This is a genomic window from Leclercia sp. UBA5076 (genome assembly GCF_002416465.1).
Classification (GTDB): domain Bacteria; phylum Pseudomonadota; class Gammaproteobacteria; order Enterobacterales; family Enterobacteriaceae; genus Enterobacter.
In genome coordinates this window covers 26,518-44,660 of the sequence record NZ_DIAO01000012.1, presented here as the reverse complement: position 1 = coordinate 44,660, position 18,143 = coordinate 26,518, and the positions used below count along the sequence as shown (strand labels likewise).

Genomic DNA, 18,143 nt, shown 5'->3' with positions numbered 1-18,143 from the left:
CCTTCCGGCCACGATGGGTAAGTAAACATATATAGTGTCAGCCTTTGTAAATAGCCTCGCGTCTCCTCCCTGGGTTAAGACAAAATCTATCTGCGGTACATGCAAATACTGTGACGGATCCCATTGGCGTTTGTTACAATTAGATGCAATTTGCCGTTTAGCTTGTTAGTTAGTGCTTGCTTACTTAGCCATTTAACAGGGAACAGTTTGGCCACACACTGTGTCCGCGAGCGACCATAATGAAATTATAAAAAATGTCGCCGTGCTGTTTGACCCGGTTGACAGGTGCGTCGTTAACCGCTTTCCAGGAACACTGAATGGAACTTTTGACCCAACTACTTAATGCCTTATGGGCCCAGGATTTCGAAACGCTGGCCAATCCGTCCATGATTGGCATGCTCTATTTTGTCCTGTTTATGATTCTGTTTCTTGAAAACGGTCTGCTTCCTGCCGCTTTCCTGCCTGGCGATAGTCTGCTGGTGCTGGTTGGCGTGCTGTGCGCAAAAGGGGCAATGCAATTTCCGCAAACCGTCCTGCTGCTGACCATTGCCGCCAGCCTCGGCTGCTGGTTGAGCTATATCCAGGGGCGATGGCTTGGCAATACGCGTATCGTGCAGAACTGGCTATCGCACCTGCCGGCACACTATCATCAACGGGCGCATCACCTGTTCCACAAGCACGGGCTTTCCGCGCTGCTGGTGGGCCGCTTTATCGCCTTTGTCCGTACACTGCTGCCAACCATTGCCGGCCTTTCCGGCCTTAGCAGCACGCGTTTTCAGTTCTTTAACTGGATGAGCGGCCTGCTGTGGGTGCTGATCCTTACCACACTGGGCTATCTGCTTGGCAAAACGCCGGTGTTCCTGAAATATGAAGATCAGCTGATGTCCTGCCTGATGCTGCTGCCGGTCGTGCTGCTGGTGTTCGGGCTGATTGGTTCGCTGGTGGTTCTCTGGAAGAAAAAACATGGAAGTCAGGGCTAACGACATGGCCAATCCTAACGCGTCAATGCGCCGTCTCTCTTACGCCATGGTCGCGCTGGTGATGTTCAGCGCCCTGCTGCTGGCCTGGGCGGCGCTGCAAAAACAGGAATCGACGCTGGCGATCCGCGCGGTCAATCAGGGCGTCAGCATGCCGGATGGTTTCTCCATCTGGCATCACCTGGATGCCAACGGTATTCAGTTCAAAAGTATTACTCCGCAGAAAGATGTGCTGCTGATCACCTTCGACTCCAGCGTACAGAGCGCTGCCGCGAAAAAGGTGCTCGATCGCAGCCTGCCGCATGGCTATATCATTGCTCAACAGGATAATGACAATCAGGCGGTGGTCTGGCTGACCCGTCTGCGTGATACATCGCGTCTGTTAGGCTAAATTTCCACTATTCTGAATCTTTTCACTTACTTTGGTGATATCCCCGTTTACTTACTATGCTTAAGTACGCGGAGCACCTCTCACACGTACTCCGCACGACTCTGGAATTCGACATTTCCGCAGGTTACGTCGAAAACAATGGAAGGTTTCAATAATGAATTACCGCATCGCCCTGGGCCTCGCCCTTTTTTCTTTGAGCACAGCTTCGTTCGCTTCGTCTCTTTGTCAGGAGAAGGAACAGGATATTCAACGCGAGATCAGTTACGCTGAAAAGCATAACAATCAGAGCAGAATCAATGGATTGAATAAAGCGCTGAGCGAAGTTAAAGCTAACTGTTCTGATAGCAAACTGCGTGCCGATCATCAGCACAAAATTGCCGAACAGAAAGAAGAAATTGCTGAACGCCGCCGGGATCTGGCGGAGGCAAAGGAGAAAGGCGATGCAGACAAAGTTGCCAAACGTGAGCAGAAACTGCAAGAAGCGCAGAACGAACTGAAAGCGCTGGAGTCTCGCGATTACTGATTTAACGGACATCGTAACAGGAGAGAATCATGTCAAAAGATACCACGTCAGACCATTTACGCGCTGAACTGAAGTCCCTGGCGGATACCCTGGAAGAGGTACTGAGCTCCTCTGGCAATAAGTCGAAAGAAGAGCTGAGCAAACTGCGTAATAAAGCGGAGCAGGCCCTGCACGAAAGCCGCTATCGTCTGGGCGAAACCAGCGATGCGCTGGCTAAACAGACCCGTGAGGCTGCCGCGCGCGCTGATGAGTATGTGCGTGAGAATCCGTGGGCCGGCGTAGGTATCGGTGCTGCGGTTGGCGTTGTCATCGGCATGCTGCTTACGCGACGTTAATTATGGAAGATTCACGTCAACCACAAGGGCCCGCAAAAAACGTTCTCGGTATCGGACAGCGGATTTTGACTACTCTCGTCGGCATCGCAGAGACGCGTATCCGGCTGGCAGTAGTTGAACTGGAAGAAGAGAAAGCGAACCTCTTCCAGCTGCTACTGATGCTGGGGTTGACTATGCTCTTCGCCGCCTTTGGCCTGATGAGCCTGATGGTATTGATTATCTGGGCAGTCGATCCGCAGTATCGTCTTAATGTGATGATTGGCACCACCGTGGTGCTGCTGCTTGCTGCTCTGATAGGGGGAATATGGACGATGCGCAAAGTGCGCCAGTCGACCCTGCTACATCATACCCGTAAGGAACTCGCCAACGACCGGTCACTGCTGGAGGATGACAAAAAGTGAGCAGAAGCCGAGCGGAACGTGAGCGAGAAAAGGCATTTTTGCTGAGCCAGATCCAGCAGCAACGGCTGGATCTGTCGGCTGGCAGCCGTGACTGGCTGGAAGCCACGCACAGCTATGACCGCGGGTGGAATATGTTTCTGAACCTGCGGGCATGGGCGCTGATAGGGAGCAGCATTCTGGCGGTGAGGGCCGTGCGCCATCCGAATATGCTGATCCGCTGGGCGCGCCGCGGTCTGGGCATCTGGAGCGCGTGGAAGATGATTAAAACCACCCTTACCCAGCAGCAGCTCCGCAAACAAGAAACCCGCTGACGTTTACCCTGCCTCACCCTGTAAAGCGCCTCCTGGCGCTTTACTTTTATCCTTCCCTTATTATTACTCAATATCTTTGATAAAGATTGACAGTTTTCCTTGCTAACAATCCCCATTCGCCCCGTTTATGATTCTCTCCATCGACAGCGAGACCGCGGCATACGCGCGATTTTGCACAATAAATAGTATTTACAGCCCAAGTGGTTCCCTGGAGAGTAAGATGAAAAAATTAGAAGATGTTGGTGTACTGGTAGCGCGCGTTCTGATGCCAATCCTGTTTATTACCGCTGGCTGGAGCAAAATCGGGGGCTACGCCGGTACGCAACAGTATATGGAAGCGATGGGCGTTCCGGGGTTCCTGCTGCCGCTGACCATTCTGCTTGAACTGGGGGGTGGCCTGGCCATTCTGTTCGGTTTCCTGACCCGGACTACCGCACTGTTCACCGCAGGCTTCACACTGCTGACCGCGTTCCTGTTCCACAGCAACTTTGCGGAAGGGGTGAACTCTCTGATGTTCATGAAAAACCTGACTATCGCAGGCGGTTATCTGCTGCTGGCTATCACCGGTCCTGGCGCGTTCAGTATTGACCGCGTCCTGAATAAGAAGTGGTAAGCACGCTATACTGAATCAAAAAGCGAGGGGATCTCTCCTCGCTTTTGCTATCTAAGGAGGAATAGATGGGACAACTCGTAGACGGCGTCTGGCAGGATACCTGGTATGACACCAAATCAACCGGGGGGCGTTTCAAACGTTCTGTTTCGGCCTTCCGTAACTGGCTCACCGCCGACGGCGCGCCTGGCCCGAGCGGCGAAGGCGGCTTTGCGGCTGAGAAAGATCGTTACCACCTCTATGTTTCTCTGGCCTGTCCGTGGGCGCATCGCACCCTGATCGTCCGTGCCCTGAAGGGGCTGGAAGCGCTGATCCCCGTCTCGGTGGTGCATCCGCTGATGCTGGAGAACGGCTGGACTTTCGGCGATGATTTCCCGGCGGCGACCGGCGACTCGCTCTATCACCATGATTTTCTCTACCAGCTCTACCTGCGCGCCGATCCCCACTACACCGGCCGCGTTACCGTTCCGGTACTGTGGGATAAGAAAAATCAGACCATCGTCAGCAATGAGTCGGCTGAGATCATCCGCATGTTTAACACCGCGTTTGATGCTCACGGCGCCCGGGCAGGCGATTTTTATCCGCCCGCGCTGCGCGATAAGATCGATGACCTGAATAGCTGGATCTACGACAACGTGAACAACGGCGTCTATAAGGCCGGGTTTGCCACCAGCCAGGAAGCTTACGACGAAGCGGTGACCAATGTCTTTGCCTCGCTGGAGCGGCTGGAGCAGATCCTCGGCCAGCACCGCTATCTCACCGGTGACCAGCTGACCGAAGCCGATATCCGCCTCTGGACCACGCTGGTGCGCTTTGACCCGGTTTATGTGACCCACTTCAAGTGCGACAAACACCGGATCAGCGATTACCTCAACCTGCACGGATTCCTGCGCGACATCTATCAGATGCCGGGGATTGCGGAGACGGTCGATTTTGGCCATATCCGTAACCATTACTATCGCAGCCATAAAACCATTAATCCGACGGGCATTATCTCCATTGGCCCGTGGCAGGATCTGAACGAACCGCACGGGCGCGACGTCCGCTTTGGCTAAGCCTCAGGGGCGCTTTTCTGGCGCCCTTTACCCCCCTTTTATTCCCGTCTATGCTTTAGTGGATCGCTTAAAAAACAAATAATTAATTGCTGCGGAGGCCACAAGAAATGGACTGGTATCTGAAAGTACTTCGAAATTATATTGGGTTCAAAGGGCGCGCCCGCCGCAAAGAGTTCTGGATGTTCACCCTGGTGAACTTCATTCTGATCTGCGTGCTGGGGCTGATCGACAAGATGCTGGGCTGGGAGCGGGCTGGCGGCGAAGGCATTCTCACCACCGTGTATGGCTTGCTGGTACTTCTGCCATCTTGGGCCGTGCTGTTTCGCCGGCTGCATGATACTGACCGTTCAGCGTGGTGGCTGCTGCTGGTGCTTATCCCGGTGCTGGGCTGGATCATTATTCTGATCTTCAACTGCCAGCGCGGTACGCCAGGTGAAAACCGTTTTGGGCCGGATCCGTTGCTAAACAACTGATAGTTTGCCCGGCGGCGCTGCGCCTGCCGGGCCTGCAATTTACTTATGGGTGAACAACTTCTGGATCTCACGCAGACACCAGGATTTGGCCTCGCCCATGCTGTCACGACGCCACGCCATAATAATATCCACTTCACTGGTATATTCCGGGCTCACCACCCGCAGCCGCCCTTCGGCAATATCTTTCTCAACGAACGGATACGGCATGGTCGCCACGCCTAGCCCAGCCAGCAGCGCCTGACGCTTATCTTCAAGGGTGCTGACGGTGAGGCGCGGCTGTTTATCAAGCAGCTGAACGGTTAGTACCGGGCGCTCGCGGGCGGTATCGGCCACCGCCACGCCGCGGTATTTTACGCGGGTCACTTCCGACAGCGGCTCGGGTTCCTGATGAATCGGATGATCCGGTGCGGCGACATAGACATTCATCACGGTATAGAGCTTGCGGGAGTTGATTTCGGACGAGGAGCGGAAGTGCATATCCGGCGCGATCACAATATCCGCCCGGCCCTGCTCCAGGCGCTCCCACGCCCCGGCGAGCACTTCGGTAATAATTGAAAGCTGGGTATTGGCTTTTTCCGCCAGGCGATCCACCAGCGGGTAGAGCGCAGTGGTGGGTACCAACGCTTCGGTGACCAGCGTCAGATGCGTTTCCCAGCCGCGGGCCAGCGCTTCGGCGTCGGTGGTCAGTTTATCCGCCGCCTCCAGCAACACGCGCCCGCGCTCCAGCAGCATGCGGCCAACATTGGTGAATTTTGTTCGGTGACCAGAGCGGTCAAACAGCACCACATCCAGCTCTTCTTCCAGTTTCTGCATGGTATAACTCAGGGCAGAGGGTACGCGCCCCAGTTCATCCGCTGCCGCCGCAAAGCTGCCGCGACGATCGATGGCGTCCATCACGCGCAGCGCTTCAAGGGTCAATGCTCTCTCTTTAGCCATGGCGTTCTCATTCAGGAAATTTGAACATACCGGGCAGAATATCTGGCTAACAATGCAGCGTCCATACCTTTACCATTGTTTTAGTGTAAAGAGAGGTCAAGTTTTATGATTACGACAAGAACAGCTAAACAGTGCGGACAAGCCGATTTCGGTTGGCTGCAGGCCCGCTACACCTTTTCCTTTGGACACTACTTTGACCCGAAACTGCTGGGCTATGCCTCTTTGCGCGTGCTGAACCAGGAGGTGCTCGCACCCGGCGCCTCATTCCAGCCGCGTACTTATCCAAAAGTGGATATCCTGAATCTGATTCTTGAAGGCGAAGCAGAGTATCGCGACAGCGAGGGCAACCATGTCCAGGCGAAAGTCGGTGAAGCATTGCTGATAGCCACTCAGCCCGGTATTAGCTATAGCGAGCATAACCTCAGCAAAGACAAGACGCTGACGCGCCTGCAGCTGTGGTTAGATGCCTGCCCGGAGCGGGAAAATCCGCTGCTCCAGAAGATCGATCTGCTGGATGCCAAACAGCAGCTGCTGGCCTCGCCAGATGGCAGCGCAGGCAGCCTGCAGCTCCGCCAGCAGGTATGGCTGCATCATATCGAGCTGGATAAAGGGGAGCGTCTGAGTTTTCAGCTGCATGGCCCGCGCGCCTACCTGCAATCTATCCACGGCACGGTACATGCGCAGACGCCCGCTGAGGAGCGTGAAGCGTTGACCTGCGGAGATGGTGCGTTTATTCGCGACGAGGCGAATATCACCCTGGTGGCCGATACGCCGCTGCGTGCGCTGTTGATTGATTTGCCGGTCTGAACCGCCGGCCTCTCCCCGTACAAGGAGAGGCCGTTATTTCAGGCGACTTTCTTCGCCATGATCTCAATGATCTGTTTATCCGTTGCCTGCATTGAACGGCATGCAAGTGAGCACAGATTGGCGATGGACTGTTCCACATCGTGCGCCACAATCCCTTCGTTGCCGGTCACGGCGCAATCATCAAGCGCCATCATTACCGATTTCCAGGCACTGCTGACGCTGGTTGAGACTTTCATCGCGCAGCTGTTCGATGCTCCATCGCAGATCATTCCGCTGACGTCGCCAATCATACTGCTGATCGCCATCTCAATCGCCTTATAGCCCCCGTCCAGCAGCCATGCCATACCTGCTGCCGCGCCCATGGCCGCGGTCGTCGCCGCGCACAATGCCGACAGGCGAGGAAGCTGGTAATGGATATAAATGGCCGAGAGGTGCGAAAGCATCAGGGCCCGCGCCAGTTTTTCCTCATCAGCCTGGAGATATTCCGCCACGACCAGAACCGGCATCGTTGCCGTGATCCCCTGATTACCCGAGCCGGAATTGCTCATCGCAGGCAGTGTCGCTCCGCCCATTCGGGCATCTGACGCGGCGCTGGTGCGGATGATTATCTCCGATCCTAACCCCTGGTCGATAAAGCCGCGCGCCTGCTGTCTATGCAACGTCGCGCCAATATGGAGTCCCCATTTGCCGGTTAATCCCTCCCTGGAGAGGGCGTCGTTTAGATGCCCGGCTTCCAGGATAAAACGAATGGCGGAAAACGGAACATGCTCGATAAACTCCAGGATCTGCGACAGCGACGTGCTCGACAGCACTCTCAGGGGATCGCCGCCAGAGCTCTGCGGCTGCTCATCCAGCATAAAGCGTGTTTCGCCCTGATAGCTGATCTGCACGACCCGCGTGTGTCCTCCCGCGATGGTGACGCTTGCCGACTCCGCCCCGGCATAGACAATGGCGCGGGAATAGAGGATTTCGTCGCAGGGTTGCTGCAGTTTTACCTGCACTTTTCCTGCCGCCAGCAACGCTTTAGCGCGGGCAATCGCCTCGGGCGAAGCATCTTTTAAAACCTCCAGCCCGCCCCGGGGGTTGCCACCAATCGCCCCCAGCGCAGCCGCAACAGGCAGGCCAACCATGCCAGTACCCGGTACTGTTACACCCAGTCCATTCTTCATTAAATTCGGTGAAACCCACGCCTCAATTTGCGTGATTTCTCCGCTTAGCTGTTCAGCCGCGATGGCACAAGCCAGCGACAGCGAGACAGGTTCTGTACATCCCAGGGCAGGTTTAACCTCTTCCTGCACCGCGTGAATAAACAGGTTCCATAAAGGGTTTATTTGTTCAGACATCGTTACGACCTTTATTGCACATCAGGAAAAAGCGAGGAAAGGAGAAACACAAAGCAGTAGCCCGGTGATAATAATAATCACCAGCGACACGCCTTTGTATTTATGCAGCGCAGGGACCTTGTAGACCAGCCACGCCGGAATTAAACAGCCCACCATGCCAAAAATAGGGCTGCAGATAGAGGTGAAGCTCAGCACAGGAGCATTTAATACAATGGCGCTCCAGGCAAGCAGTATGGCAAACACCATAATGCCGCGCTGTACGGTGGATTCATTGATTTTATCCGCCGGCAATTTGCGGCGCAGGATATTCATCACAATGCCTTGCGTCGCTTCACGAAAGCCGAGATAGACGCCAAAGAAAGCGGTCATCACAGCGAAGATATTCAGAATAACGCTGACGATTTTTACCCAACCCGCACCATCACCACTAATAAACTGCGCGGCAATTGCCAGGGCGGAAATATTCTGTTCGTAGGCTTTGACCGCTTCCTCATGCCCCATCGCGAGGGTAAAAGAGACCGCGTAGAAAAAGACCGTCACAAACAGAATGCCAAACGCGATATTCATCGCCCGCCGGGCTTTGTACCGCGCCACTTCGATCGATTTTGCGCGGGAGCGGTAGGAGATCACCATTGGGCTGAGCGTCTGGATAAACAGAATGGAGGTGAGGGTAAACGGCAGCGTAATGATGGCATTCTTGATCAGCAGCCCCATCGGCGGCAGCGCGCCAACGTTATAGAGGTGCCACATGCCAATCATTGAGATCCCCAGAGCCGCTACCACCAGCAGTTTGGTGAGCACCATCAGGCTGGAGACTTTAAACAGCAGTTTTTCACCCCGGGAAGAGATCGCCACCAGGATACAGATCAATAATAAGCCATAGAAAGGGTTTTCTGACAGCAAACCGTCCGTCACGCCGAAGGTATGCAGATAAGAGGCGCTGTCGTTGGTAATCGCCGTGGAATATACAAACATCCAGATAACCAGCATGACAAAATAGAGCGCCCCTAACAGAATCCCCCAGTTTTTACCCAGATAACCGCTGATCACGCTCGGGTAATCTTTGCACTCCGGCGATTCCGCCAGCGTATTAATAAACAGGCGCTGAAAGAGATACATCGCCGGATAACCAATGATAGAAGAGAGCAGAAAAACCCACAGGCCCATTAATCCCACCTGAACCGGGAGAAAAACAATACCGGCACCGATTGCCATGCCGATACTCATAATTATCCAACCGGTATCATTACTGTCGAATTTAATCGCTTCTTGCCATTCACTCTCACTCATTCCAGCCCGTCTTGCTGCCGGTGAGTCGCTCACAATTACGCTATTATTTGTCGCCGTATCCATTAGGCTCTCGCTTATTTTGTAGGGTAAACAGTTATTTTTATGGATATCTGCTCATCAGCGATAATGACCAGAGAGGTGCAGGCGTTTGTTATTCGTGTGGAAATATCATATCCGGAGAGGAAGAGAAAAAAATCACAACGTTAGTGGGGTTTTTGGCTAAAAAAAGAAAAAGTTACTCTTTTTAAAAAAGAAGTGGGGCTACTTTTCTCATTGTGACGCACTTCAAGGAATAAAAAACCCGCGACACGCGCGGGTTGTTGAGCACTGGTACGTTAATGACAACTTATTCGCTCAGAGTCTGGCCGATTTGCGATCTGACCTCTGCCCGCTGCTCTGCCGTCAGGACCTGGCTCACATCGAAGTAATATTTCACGCGATAGTAACGCGCCTGCTCCTCAATGCGGCTAAACGCAGCCAGCTGATCTTTCACTGCCTTCTCATCCCATTTGCCGGACTGGATCACGTCAATCAACGTGCCATTTTTCACATCGCTGGTCGGGATTTTCTGCACGTTCTCTTCCAGCTGCTGGTGCAGAGCCTTAATTTTCGCGGTCTGTTCGCTGCTGAGTTTTAATTGCTGAACGATAGGATCCTGGGCAGGCTGCGGTGCGGTTGTCACTTCTGCCGCCTGCGCCACACCCGCAAAGCCTGTCATCGTTGCCGTCAGCAGCGCGATCCGGAAAATCTTTTTCATCTCACAATCCTCAATTATCTGTCAGGGAAGAACCGGAGTATTTTTCAATTACGGATGTTGATCTGTGAGGAAGTATATAAACAATTTTAAATGTAAATGCCGGGATGAGGGCAGAAAGCAAAAACCCCGCCGAAGCGGGGTTTCTAAAGAGTTGAAGCTGACCGATAAGCCGGGTTCTGTCGTTGGACAGTCATTCATCTAGGCCAGCAATCGCTCACTGGCTCAAGCAGCCTACCCGGGTTCAGTACGGGCCGTACCATGTGAACCCCTATTTGGCCTTGCTCCGGGTGGAGTTTACCGTGCCACGGACTGTTACCAGCCGCGCGGTGCGCTCTTACCGCACCCTTTCACCCTTACCTGATCCCACTTGCGTGGGCCATCGGCGGTTTGCTCTCTGTTGCACTGGTCGTGGGTTTCCCCCCCAGGCGTTACCTGGCACCCTGCCCTATGGAGCCCGGACTTTCCTCCCCTCCGCCCGTCTCCCCCGAAAGGGACGACGACGAAGCGGCGACTGTCTGGTCAGCTTCGGCGCGCAGTATAGAGGGTTTGCGCCCCGCTGTCACCCTTCGGTGAGCATCCCTACCCGTAGGGTGGCGGCAATATTGCGCGAGGCGCGATAAATATTGTCAAACGCGCCGCGGAACGCCTCTTCCAGGGTGCTGATACTGGTCAGGACGCTGAACACCGCATCGATGCCATATTGATGAACCACCCCGACGTCGCTGGTCAGGCTGCCGGCGATGCCGATGACCGGCTTGCGATATTTACTGGCGACGCGCGCCACGCCCACCGGCACTTTGCCGTGAATACTTTGACTGTCCAGGCGCCCTTCGCCGGTCACCACCCAGGTGCAGTCGTGAATATGCTCTTCGAGATTCAGCGCCTGGGTGACGATTTCAATGCCGCTCTTCAGCTCCGCGCCGAGGAACGCCATCAGCGCGGCGCCCATGCCGCCTGCCGCACCCGCACCGGGGACATTTTTAACCTCAATACGCAGCGCGGTATTAATCACATCGGCGTAGTGAGAAAGATTGTTGTCGAGCTCGGTGATATTGGCTTCTGTCGCCCCTTTCTGCGGGCCGAAGATGCGGGAGGCACCCTGCTCGCCGATCAGCGGATTGCTCACGTCGCAGGCCACCCGTATCGCGCAGGTTTTGAGACGCGGATCGAGCAACGAAATATCAATATTGTTTAACGCCATCAGGCTGCCACCGCCGTGGCCAATCTCGGTGCCGTTGGCATCGGTCAGTTTTGCCCCCAGCGCCTGAACCATCCCTGCGCCGCCGTCGTTGGTTGCGCTGCCGCCAATCCCGATAATGATATTGCGCGCACCTTTATCGAGTGCGGCAAGGATCAGCTCGCCCGTCCCGCGGGAGGTGGTAATCAGCGGGTTGCGCTGTGCCGGAGGAACCAGTGCCAGTCCGCTCGCCGCCGCCATCTCAATAAACGCCGTCACGCCATCGCCGGAGATCCCCCAGCAGGCATTGACACTTTCGCCCAATGGCCCCGTTACTACTGCATGCTGCATCGTGCCATTGGTGGCGGCAACCATCGCTTCAACCGTGCCTTCCCCGCCATCCGCAACGGGAACCGAAACATACTCTGCATCGGGAAAGATCTCCCGAAAGCCTTTTTCTATCGCCTGCGCTACCTCGGTGGCAGACAGGCTTTCTTTGTAAGAGTCAGGGGCGATTACGATTTTCATAGTTATAGCCTGTTACCGCTTAAGGCAAAAATAGCGGGCGCGTTCCCGCGCCCGTCTTTGTTAGCGAGAAACTTCCACTTTCGCCAGTTTTTCGTAATAGCACGCGAGGGCGCTGTGGTCTGCCGTTCCCAGCCCATCTGCGCGCAGGGCCTGCATCATCTCCATTACCGCCGCGGTCAGGGGTAGCTGTGCCCCCACGCCGTGAGAGGTATCCAGCGCGTTCGCCAGATCCTTGATGTGCAGATCGATACGGAAACCCGGCTTGAAGTTACGATCCATGACCATTGGCGCTTTGGCATCCAGTACGGTGCTGCCCGCCAGGCCGCCACGGATGGCCTGATACACCAGATCCGGGTTAACGCCCGCTTTGGTCGCCAGGGTCAGGGCTTCAGACATCGCGGCGATGTTCAGGGCCACAATCACCTGGTTTGCCAGCTTGGTGACGTTACCGGCACCAATCTCACCGGTATGCACCACGGAGCCGGCCATCGCTTTCAGCAGGTCGTAGTATTTGTCGAAGATGGCTTTGTCGCCGCCCACCATCACAGAGAGGGTGCCGTCGATAGCTTTCGGCTCGCCGCCGCTCACCGGCGCATCCAGCATGTCGATGCCTTTTGCTTTTAACGCCTCGCTGATTTCACGGCTGGCCAGCGGTGCGATGGAGCTCATGTCGATCAGCACGGTGCCAGGTTTTGCCCCTTCGATGATGCCGCCTTCGCCCAGCGCCACCTCTTTAACGTGCGGGGAGTTTGGCAGCATGGTGATGATCACATCGCACTGCTCAGCAATGGCTTTTGCCGTGGTGGCCGTTTCTGCGCCTGCGGCGATCACTTCGGCAATGGCTTCCGGGTTACGGTCTGCAACCACCAGTGAGTAACCTGCTTTGATGAGGTTTTTACTCATTGGTTTACCCATGATACCCAGGCCAATAAAACCAACTTTCAGTGTCATAATTGCGTCTCTCTTTATTCAGTGGTGGTGGTTATTTCTTGAAGGAATCCGCTAACTTCTGGGTGGCGGAGCGGAACACGCCGAGATCGCTGCCGACGGCGACAAAGGTTGCGCCCCATTCCAGATAGCGGCGGGCATCAGCCTCGACCGGTGCCAGAATGCCGCACGGCTTACCGTGCGCTTTGGCACGGGCAAAGATATGCTGGATGGCGCGCTGCACTTCCGGGTGATTTGCGTTCCCCAGGTGGCCAAAGGCGGCCGCCAGATCGCTTGGGCCGACAAAGATGCCGTCTACGCCGTCAGTGGCGGCGATGGCATCGACGTTGTCCACGCCCTGCTGGCTCTCAATCTGCACCAGGATGGTGATGTTTTTGTTCGACTGGGCGAGGTAGTCCGGCACGGTGCCAAACATATTGGCACGATGGGAGACCGACACGCCGCGAATGCCTTCTGGCGGATAACGGGTGGAGGCCACCGCCTGCACCGCCTCTTCGACGTTTTCCACAAACGGGATCAGGAAGTTATAGAAACCAATATCCAGCAGGCGCTTGATGATCACCGGCTCATTGGTCGGCACGCGCACCACCGGCGCGCTGTGGCTGCCTTTCAGCGCCATCAGCTGCGGGATAAAGGTGGTGACGTCGTTCGGCGCATGTTCACCGTCCAGCACCAGCCAGTCAAAACCTGCCAGCCCCAGCACTTCGGTGCTGATTGGGCTTGCCAGCGCGGACCAGCAGCCAATCTGAATCTGATGTGCCGCGAGGGCCGCTTTAAATTTGTTTGGGAAAATATCGTTACTCATCGCTTATACCTTTGCTTATTTCTGCAATTCCATACGTTTGATGTCGCCCACTACGAACAGGTAGCAGAACATCGCCATCAGCGCCGAACACCCTACGAACAGCAGTGCCGCGTTGAACGAATGCAGTTCACTGACCAGATAGCCAATCACCAGCGGAGTGACGATTGACGCTACGTTGCCAAAGACGTTAAACACACCCCCGCACAGGCCAACAATCTCTTTCGGTGCGGTATCGGATATGACCGGCCAGCCCAGGGCACCAAACCCTTTACCGAAGAAGGCCAGCGCCATCAGCGCGACCACCAGCGTGGTGTTGTTGGTGTAGTTGCACAGAATGATTGAGGAGGCCAGCAGCATACCCAGCACGATCGGCAGCTTACGCGCCAGGGTAATCGACTTGCCTTGCTTAATCAGGTGATCCGAGAATACGCCGCCCAGTACGCCGCCGGCAAAGCCGCACAGCGCCGGAATGGATGCCACCAGGCCCACTTTCAGAATCGACATCCCCTTCTCCTGCACCAGATAAATCGGGAACCAGGTGAGGAAGAACCACGTGATGGTGTTGATAAAGTATTGCCCGAAAAAGACGCCCAGCATCATGCGGTTAGACAATAACTGTTTGATGTAATGCAGCTTCGGACCGCTGGCCGCTTTGTCGCCTGGCTTTTTGTGGTCCATATCGACCACCGCGCCGCCCTCCTTAATGAACTTCAGTTCATCGGCGCTTATGCCTGGATGGTCGGTCGGGTTATGAATAAACTTCGCCCACATGCCGGTCAGCACAAAGCCAATCACCCCCATTACGGTAAAGACATGTTCCCAGCCCCAGGCGAAGGTCAGCCAGCCGAGCAGCGGGGAGAAGAGCGCCAGCGAGAAATATTGCGCGGCGTTAAAAATAGCTGATGCCGTACCGCGCTCTTTGGTCGGGAACCAGGCCGCCACGATACGGGCGTTAGCCGGGAAGGATGGCGCCTCGGAGAAGCCGAGCATAAAGCGCATAAAGAACATTGAAATGCCCGCCCACGCCAGCGGGAAAAGATCGACAAACCCCTGCAGGAAGGTGAACAGCGACCAGAAGAAGAGGCTGTAGGTGTAGACCTTTTTCGAGCCGAATTTGTCCAGCAGCCAGCCGCCGGGGATCTGCATCAGCAGATAGGCCCAGCCGAAGGCGGAGAAGATGTAGCCCATCGACACGGCACTTAATTGCAGCTCTTTGGCGACTTCCGTTCCGGCAATAGAGAGCGTGGCGCGGTCAGCGTAATTGACAGCGGTAACAATAAAAATGATGAGTAATATTAAATAACGGGTGGGGAAACCCTTTTTAGTTTCAACGGTAGTATCCAGCAACATATTTATTTCCTCTGGTACATCAATGAAATTATTTTTATTGTTTTAAGAAAGAGGCAGTCCTGATTATTTTGCTCATTAGAGAGAGGTAATTACGGTTAATTAACCAAATCCATGAAAGCGTTAATGAGTATAATCAAGCGCCCACCACCACGCATTGTCGCATTGCTCAATTATCAACTTTATTGTGAATATTATTTTGAGCATATGCACAAACCCCTGGGCGCTGATGCACAGATTTCGCCATTGCTCCCCTTATGGGCAGGCCACCGTCATAAATGAGTGATCGCGATCACATTATTAATTCCCCATGCCTGACATTCTTTATTCCACTGAGCAGAGTCTTTATTTTTTATAACGAGAAAATATAGTTACTCTTTGATCAATTAATTATCCCCCACGCGCTGGAGAATACTGGACAATGGCCGACATCGAAATTCGTCAAACGTCGCCGACCGCGTTTTATATTAAGGTACATGAGACCGATAACGTGGCGATTATTGTTAACGATCAGGGGTTAAAAGCCGGAACGCGTTTCCCGGACGGACTTGAACTCATCGAGCATATTCCACAGGGCCATAAAGTGGCGCTGGTGGATATCCCGGCGCAGGGCGAAATCGTGCGTTATGGCGAAGTCATCGGCTACGCCGTGCGCGCCATCCCCCAGGGCAGCTGGATTGATGAGTCGCTGGTTGCCCTGCCGGAAGCCCCGCCGCTGCACACCCTGCCACTGGCAACCCGCGTACCGGAGCCGCTACCTGCGCTTGAAGGCTACACCTTTGAAGGTTATCGCAATGCGGACGGCAGCGTAGGCACCAAAAACCTGCTCGGCATCAGCACCAGCGTGCACTGCGTGGCGGGCGTGGTCGATTATGTAGTGAAGATCATCGAACGCGATCTGCTGCCAAAATACCCCAACGTCGACGGCGTGGTGGGTCTGAACCACCTTTACGGCTGCGGCGTGGCGATCAACGCTCCGGCGGCAATTGTCCCTATCCGCACCATCCACAATATCGCCCTGAACCCGAACTTCGGCGGCGAAGTGATGGTTATCGGCCTCGGCTGCGAGAAGCTGCAACCCGAAAAGCTGCTCCAGGGTACTGAAGACGTGCAGGCGATCCCGGTGGATGACGCCAGCATCGTGCGTCTGCAGGATGAGCAGCATGTCGGCTTCCGGTCGATGGTGGATGACATTCTGCAGGTCGCTGAGCGCCATCTGGCAAAACTGAATCAGCGCCAGCGTGAAACCTGCCCGGCCTCTGAGCTGGTGGTGGGAATGCAGTGCGGCGGCAGCGATGCCTTTTCGGGCGTGACCGCCAACCCGGCAGTGGGCTATGCCTCGGATCTGCTGGTGCGCTGTGGCGCCACGGTAATGTTCTCCGAAGTGACCGAAGTGCGCGACGCGATCCATCTCCTGACGCCGCGCGCCATCAACGAAGAGGTGGGCAAACGCCTGCTGGAGGAGATGGCCTGGTACGATAACTATCTCGACATGGGCAAGACCGACCGCAGCGCCAACCCGTCACCGGGCAACAAGAAAGGCGGCCTGGCGAACGTGGTAGAAAAAGCGCTGGGCTCCATCGCCAAATCGGGCAAGAGCGCCATCGTTGAAGTGCTTTCCCCGGGTCAGCGCCCGACTAAACGTGGCCTGATCTACGCCGCCACGCCAGCCAGTGATTTCGTCTGCGGTACCCAGCAGGTGGCCTCCGGGATCACCGTTCAGGTCTTCACCACCGGTCGCGGCACCCCGTACGGCCTGATGGCGGTGCCGGTCATTAAAATGGCGACCCGTACCGAGCTGGCGAACCGCTGGTTTGACCTGATGGATATCAACGCGGGCACTATCGCTACCGGCGAAGAGAGCATTGAGGATGTGGGCTGGAAGCTGTTCCACTTCATCCTCGACGTGGCGAGTGGACGTAAGAAGACTTTCTCCGATCAATGGGGATTACATAACCAGCTGGCGGTATTTAACCCGGCTCCGGTGACCTGAGTTTGCAGTAAACCTCCTTTAGCATGGCTTCGGCCATGCTTTTTTTTGCCTTTCGTTCTGGCTGATGCGCGCCATTCCGAATTTTTGCCGATCTGAAGTAATTATCGTCTGACGGGACAAGCGCTGCCTATCTTAAGACCTGCCAGTACCCACCTTTTCTGGCACCGACCCGTTGTACCTTACCCTTGCTTTGTAATGCGCTAAGGTAGCGTTCTACCGTACGGGAGGTTACACCGAGCATTGAGGCCAGGGTAGAAGCTGTCATTTTTGGCTGGGCAATCAGAAGTTGCAGGATGGCATCCTCTTTTTCCGACATTTGTTCCGACATTTGTTCCGACATTTGTTCCGACATTTGTTCCGACAATGCATGCGGGGTTGCGATACTTTCACGCAGCGCATCGGCAAGATTGTGTAGCATAAATTCTACAAAAGCCGTGCAATCGCTGGCTTTATCACACTGCCCAAGGATGGCGTAGTACCGCTCTTGCTGAAAGTGGATCAGCGTTTCCACCGGCAACCAGGCCAGCTCGGCACGCCAGTGGCTGAGGATAAGAGTCTGCCAGAGACGCCCCATACGGCCATTACCGTCGGCAAAGGGATGGATAAATTCAAATTCATAGTGGAATACAGAGCTGGCAATTAGCGGGTGCAAGTCTGTGGCATTAAGCCAGCCAAGCAGCTCATCCACCAGACGAGGTACCTGAGATGCAGGAGGTGCCATATGCACCAGTTGGTTACCACGATAGATCCCGACATCCCCCTGGCGCAGTTGCCCGGGATTATCTACGAGCCCCTTCATCAGGAGCCGATGGGCACTCAGCAAATCTTTCAGACGACTGGCTTGCCAGATATTCAGGTGCTCATAGGCCTGGATGGCGTTTCTGACTTCCTGAATATCTTTTGCCGGGGCCAGCACCCGCTTTCCATCCATAATTGCGGTCACCTGCCCGGTGGTCAGCGAATTATGTTCAATGGCTAACGACGCCTGGATAGTACGAATACGATTCTCTTTACGCAGCAGAGGTGAAGCTCGCCCCGTATAAGCAGCCCAGTGTCCCAGCAGTTCTCCCGTTTCAACCACCAGATTAAGGATTGCAGACGTAATCGTAAAAGGCGGTTGATAACGGCTCACGAGC

At 55.0% G+C, this 18,143-nt stretch carries 20 protein-coding genes and 1 other RNA gene; 11 read left to right on the top strand and 10 right to left on the bottom strand.

Features of this window, described 5'->3' with window-relative positions; all coding sequences use genetic code 11:
- Positions 1-317 precede the first annotated feature (317 nt).
- The 9 genes from yqjA (at position 318) to B3X29_RS11855 (ending at position 5,076) form a co-directional block, all read left to right on the top strand.
- A complete protein-coding gene (gene yqjA, locus B3X29_RS11895) occupies positions 318-980 on the top strand; it encodes a DedA family general envelope maintenance protein YqjA (protein ID WP_059307126.1) in 663 nt (220 codons plus the stop codon).
- 4 nt (positions 981-984) lie between these two features.
- Positions 985-1,368, top strand: a complete 384-nt coding sequence (mzrA, locus tag B3X29_RS11890; protein WP_103180990.1) for an EnvZ/OmpR regulon moderator MzrA — start codon at positions 985-987, stop codon at positions 1,366-1,368.
- Positions 1,369-1,522: 154 nt separating this feature from the next.
- The gene (locus tag B3X29_RS11885; protein ID WP_103177128.1) at positions 1,523-1,891 is read left to right on the top strand and encodes a DUF1090 domain-containing protein; all 369 of its coding nucleotides are present in this window, start codon (positions 1,523-1,525) and stop codon (positions 1,889-1,891) included.
- A 29-nt stretch (positions 1,892-1,920) separates the two neighbouring features.
- Positions 1,921-2,226 (top strand): DUF883 family protein, encoded by a 306-nt coding sequence (locus B3X29_RS11880; RefSeq protein ID WP_103177129.1) that lies wholly within the window; start codon positions 1,921-1,923, stop codon positions 2,224-2,226.
- Positions 2,227-2,228: 2 nt separating this feature from the next.
- Positions 2,229-2,627, top strand: coding sequence for a phage holin family protein (locus tag B3X29_RS11875; RefSeq protein WP_103177130.1), 399 nt, complete (start codon positions 2,229-2,231; stop codon positions 2,625-2,627).
- Positions 2,624-2,938, top strand: coding sequence for a YqjK-like family protein (locus B3X29_RS11870; protein WP_103177131.1), 315 nt, complete (start codon positions 2,624-2,626; stop codon positions 2,936-2,938). The genes B3X29_RS11875 and B3X29_RS11870 overlap by 4 nt, the downstream gene beginning before the upstream one ends.
- Before the next feature lie 220 nt (positions 2,939-3,158).
- The gene (locus B3X29_RS11865) at positions 3,159-3,551 is read left to right on the top strand and encodes a DoxX family protein (protein ID WP_168191992.1); all 393 of its coding nucleotides are present in this window, start codon (positions 3,159-3,161) and stop codon (positions 3,549-3,551) included.
- A gap of 65 nt (positions 3,552-3,616) precedes the next feature.
- Positions 3,617-4,603 carry a glutathione S-transferase family protein gene (locus B3X29_RS11860; protein ID WP_159339902.1) on the top strand — a complete coding sequence of 329 codons (987 nt, stop codon included), beginning with the start codon at positions 3,617-3,619 and terminating at the stop codon, positions 4,601-4,603.
- Between the two features lie 107 nt (positions 4,604-4,710).
- Positions 4,711-5,076 carry a DUF805 domain-containing protein gene (locus B3X29_RS11855; RefSeq protein WP_103177134.1) on the top strand — a complete coding sequence of 122 codons (366 nt, stop codon included), beginning with the start codon at positions 4,711-4,713 and terminating at the stop codon, positions 5,074-5,076.
- A 39-nt stretch (positions 5,077-5,115) separates the two neighbouring features.
- On the opposite strand, the gene yhaJ is transcribed toward B3X29_RS11855, so the two are convergent.
- A complete protein-coding gene (yhaJ, locus tag B3X29_RS11850; protein ID WP_159339901.1) occupies positions 5,116-6,012 on the bottom strand; it encodes a DNA-binding transcriptional regulator YhaJ in 897 nt (298 codons plus the stop codon).
- Between the two features lie 105 nt (positions 6,013-6,117).
- On the opposite strand from yhaJ, the gene B3X29_RS11845 reads away from it, so the two are divergent.
- Positions 6,118-6,819, top strand: a complete 702-nt coding sequence (locus B3X29_RS11845) for a pirin family protein (RefSeq protein WP_159339900.1) — start codon at positions 6,118-6,120, stop codon at positions 6,817-6,819.
- Between the two features lie 38 nt (positions 6,820-6,857).
- On the opposite strand, the gene B3X29_RS11840 is transcribed toward B3X29_RS11845, so the two are convergent.
- The 8 genes from B3X29_RS11840 to B3X29_RS11805 all read right to left on the bottom strand — a co-directional run bounded on the left by B3X29_RS11840 (position 6,858) and on the right by B3X29_RS11805 (position 15,017).
- A complete protein-coding gene (locus tag B3X29_RS11840; protein WP_159339899.1) occupies positions 6,858-8,162 on the bottom strand; it encodes a serine dehydratase subunit alpha family protein in 1,305 nt (434 codons plus the stop codon).
- A gap of 21 nt (positions 8,163-8,183) precedes the next feature.
- The gene (locus B3X29_RS11835) at positions 8,184-9,515 is read right to left on the bottom strand and encodes an amino acid permease (RefSeq protein ID WP_159339898.1); all 1,332 of its coding nucleotides are present in this window, start codon (positions 9,513-9,515) and stop codon (positions 8,184-8,186) included.
- Positions 9,516-9,798: 283 nt separating this feature from the next.
- Positions 9,799-10,209, bottom strand: coding sequence for a Spy/CpxP family protein refolding chaperone (locus B3X29_RS11830; protein ID WP_159339897.1), 411 nt, complete (start codon positions 10,207-10,209; stop codon positions 9,799-9,801).
- Positions 10,210-10,358: 149 nt separating this feature from the next.
- An RNA gene (gene rnpB / locus B3X29_RS11825) (RNase P RNA component class A) lies at positions 10,359-10,736 on the bottom strand.
- Between the two features lie 32 nt (positions 10,737-10,768).
- Entirely contained in the window at positions 10,769-11,914 is a 1,146-nt protein-coding gene (garK, locus tag B3X29_RS11820; RefSeq protein WP_159339896.1) for a glycerate 2-kinase, read from the bottom strand.
- 60 nt (positions 11,915-11,974) lie between these two features.
- Positions 11,975-12,865: a 2-hydroxy-3-oxopropionate reductase gene (gene garR / locus B3X29_RS11815; protein WP_103177141.1), complete on the bottom strand. Its 891-nt coding sequence runs from the start codon at positions 12,863-12,865 to the stop codon at positions 11,975-11,977.
- A 31-nt stretch (positions 12,866-12,896) separates the two neighbouring features.
- A complete protein-coding gene (gene garL, locus B3X29_RS11810) occupies positions 12,897-13,667 on the bottom strand; it encodes a 2-dehydro-3-deoxyglucarate aldolase (RefSeq protein ID WP_103177142.1) in 771 nt (256 codons plus the stop codon).
- A gap of 15 nt (positions 13,668-13,682) precedes the next feature.
- Positions 13,683-15,017 (bottom strand): MFS transporter, encoded by a 1,335-nt coding sequence (locus B3X29_RS11805; protein WP_103177143.1) that lies wholly within the window; start codon positions 15,015-15,017, stop codon positions 13,683-13,685.
- Positions 15,018-15,435: 418 nt separating this feature from the next.
- Here B3X29_RS11805 and garD point away from each other — a divergent pair, with 418 nt between their 5' ends.
- The gene (gene garD / locus B3X29_RS11800; RefSeq protein ID WP_103824902.1) at positions 15,436-17,007 is read left to right on the top strand and encodes a galactarate dehydratase; all 1,572 of its coding nucleotides are present in this window, start codon (positions 15,436-15,438) and stop codon (positions 17,005-17,007) included.
- A gap of 127 nt (positions 17,008-17,134) precedes the next feature.
- Here the strand turns inward: garD and B3X29_RS11795 are convergent, their stop codons facing one another.
- Positions 17,135-18,139 carry a Fic family protein gene (locus B3X29_RS11795; protein WP_290540029.1) on the bottom strand — a complete coding sequence of 335 codons (1,005 nt, stop codon included), beginning with the start codon at positions 18,137-18,139 and terminating at the stop codon, positions 17,135-17,137.
- Positions 18,140-18,143: the final 4 nt, after the last annotated feature.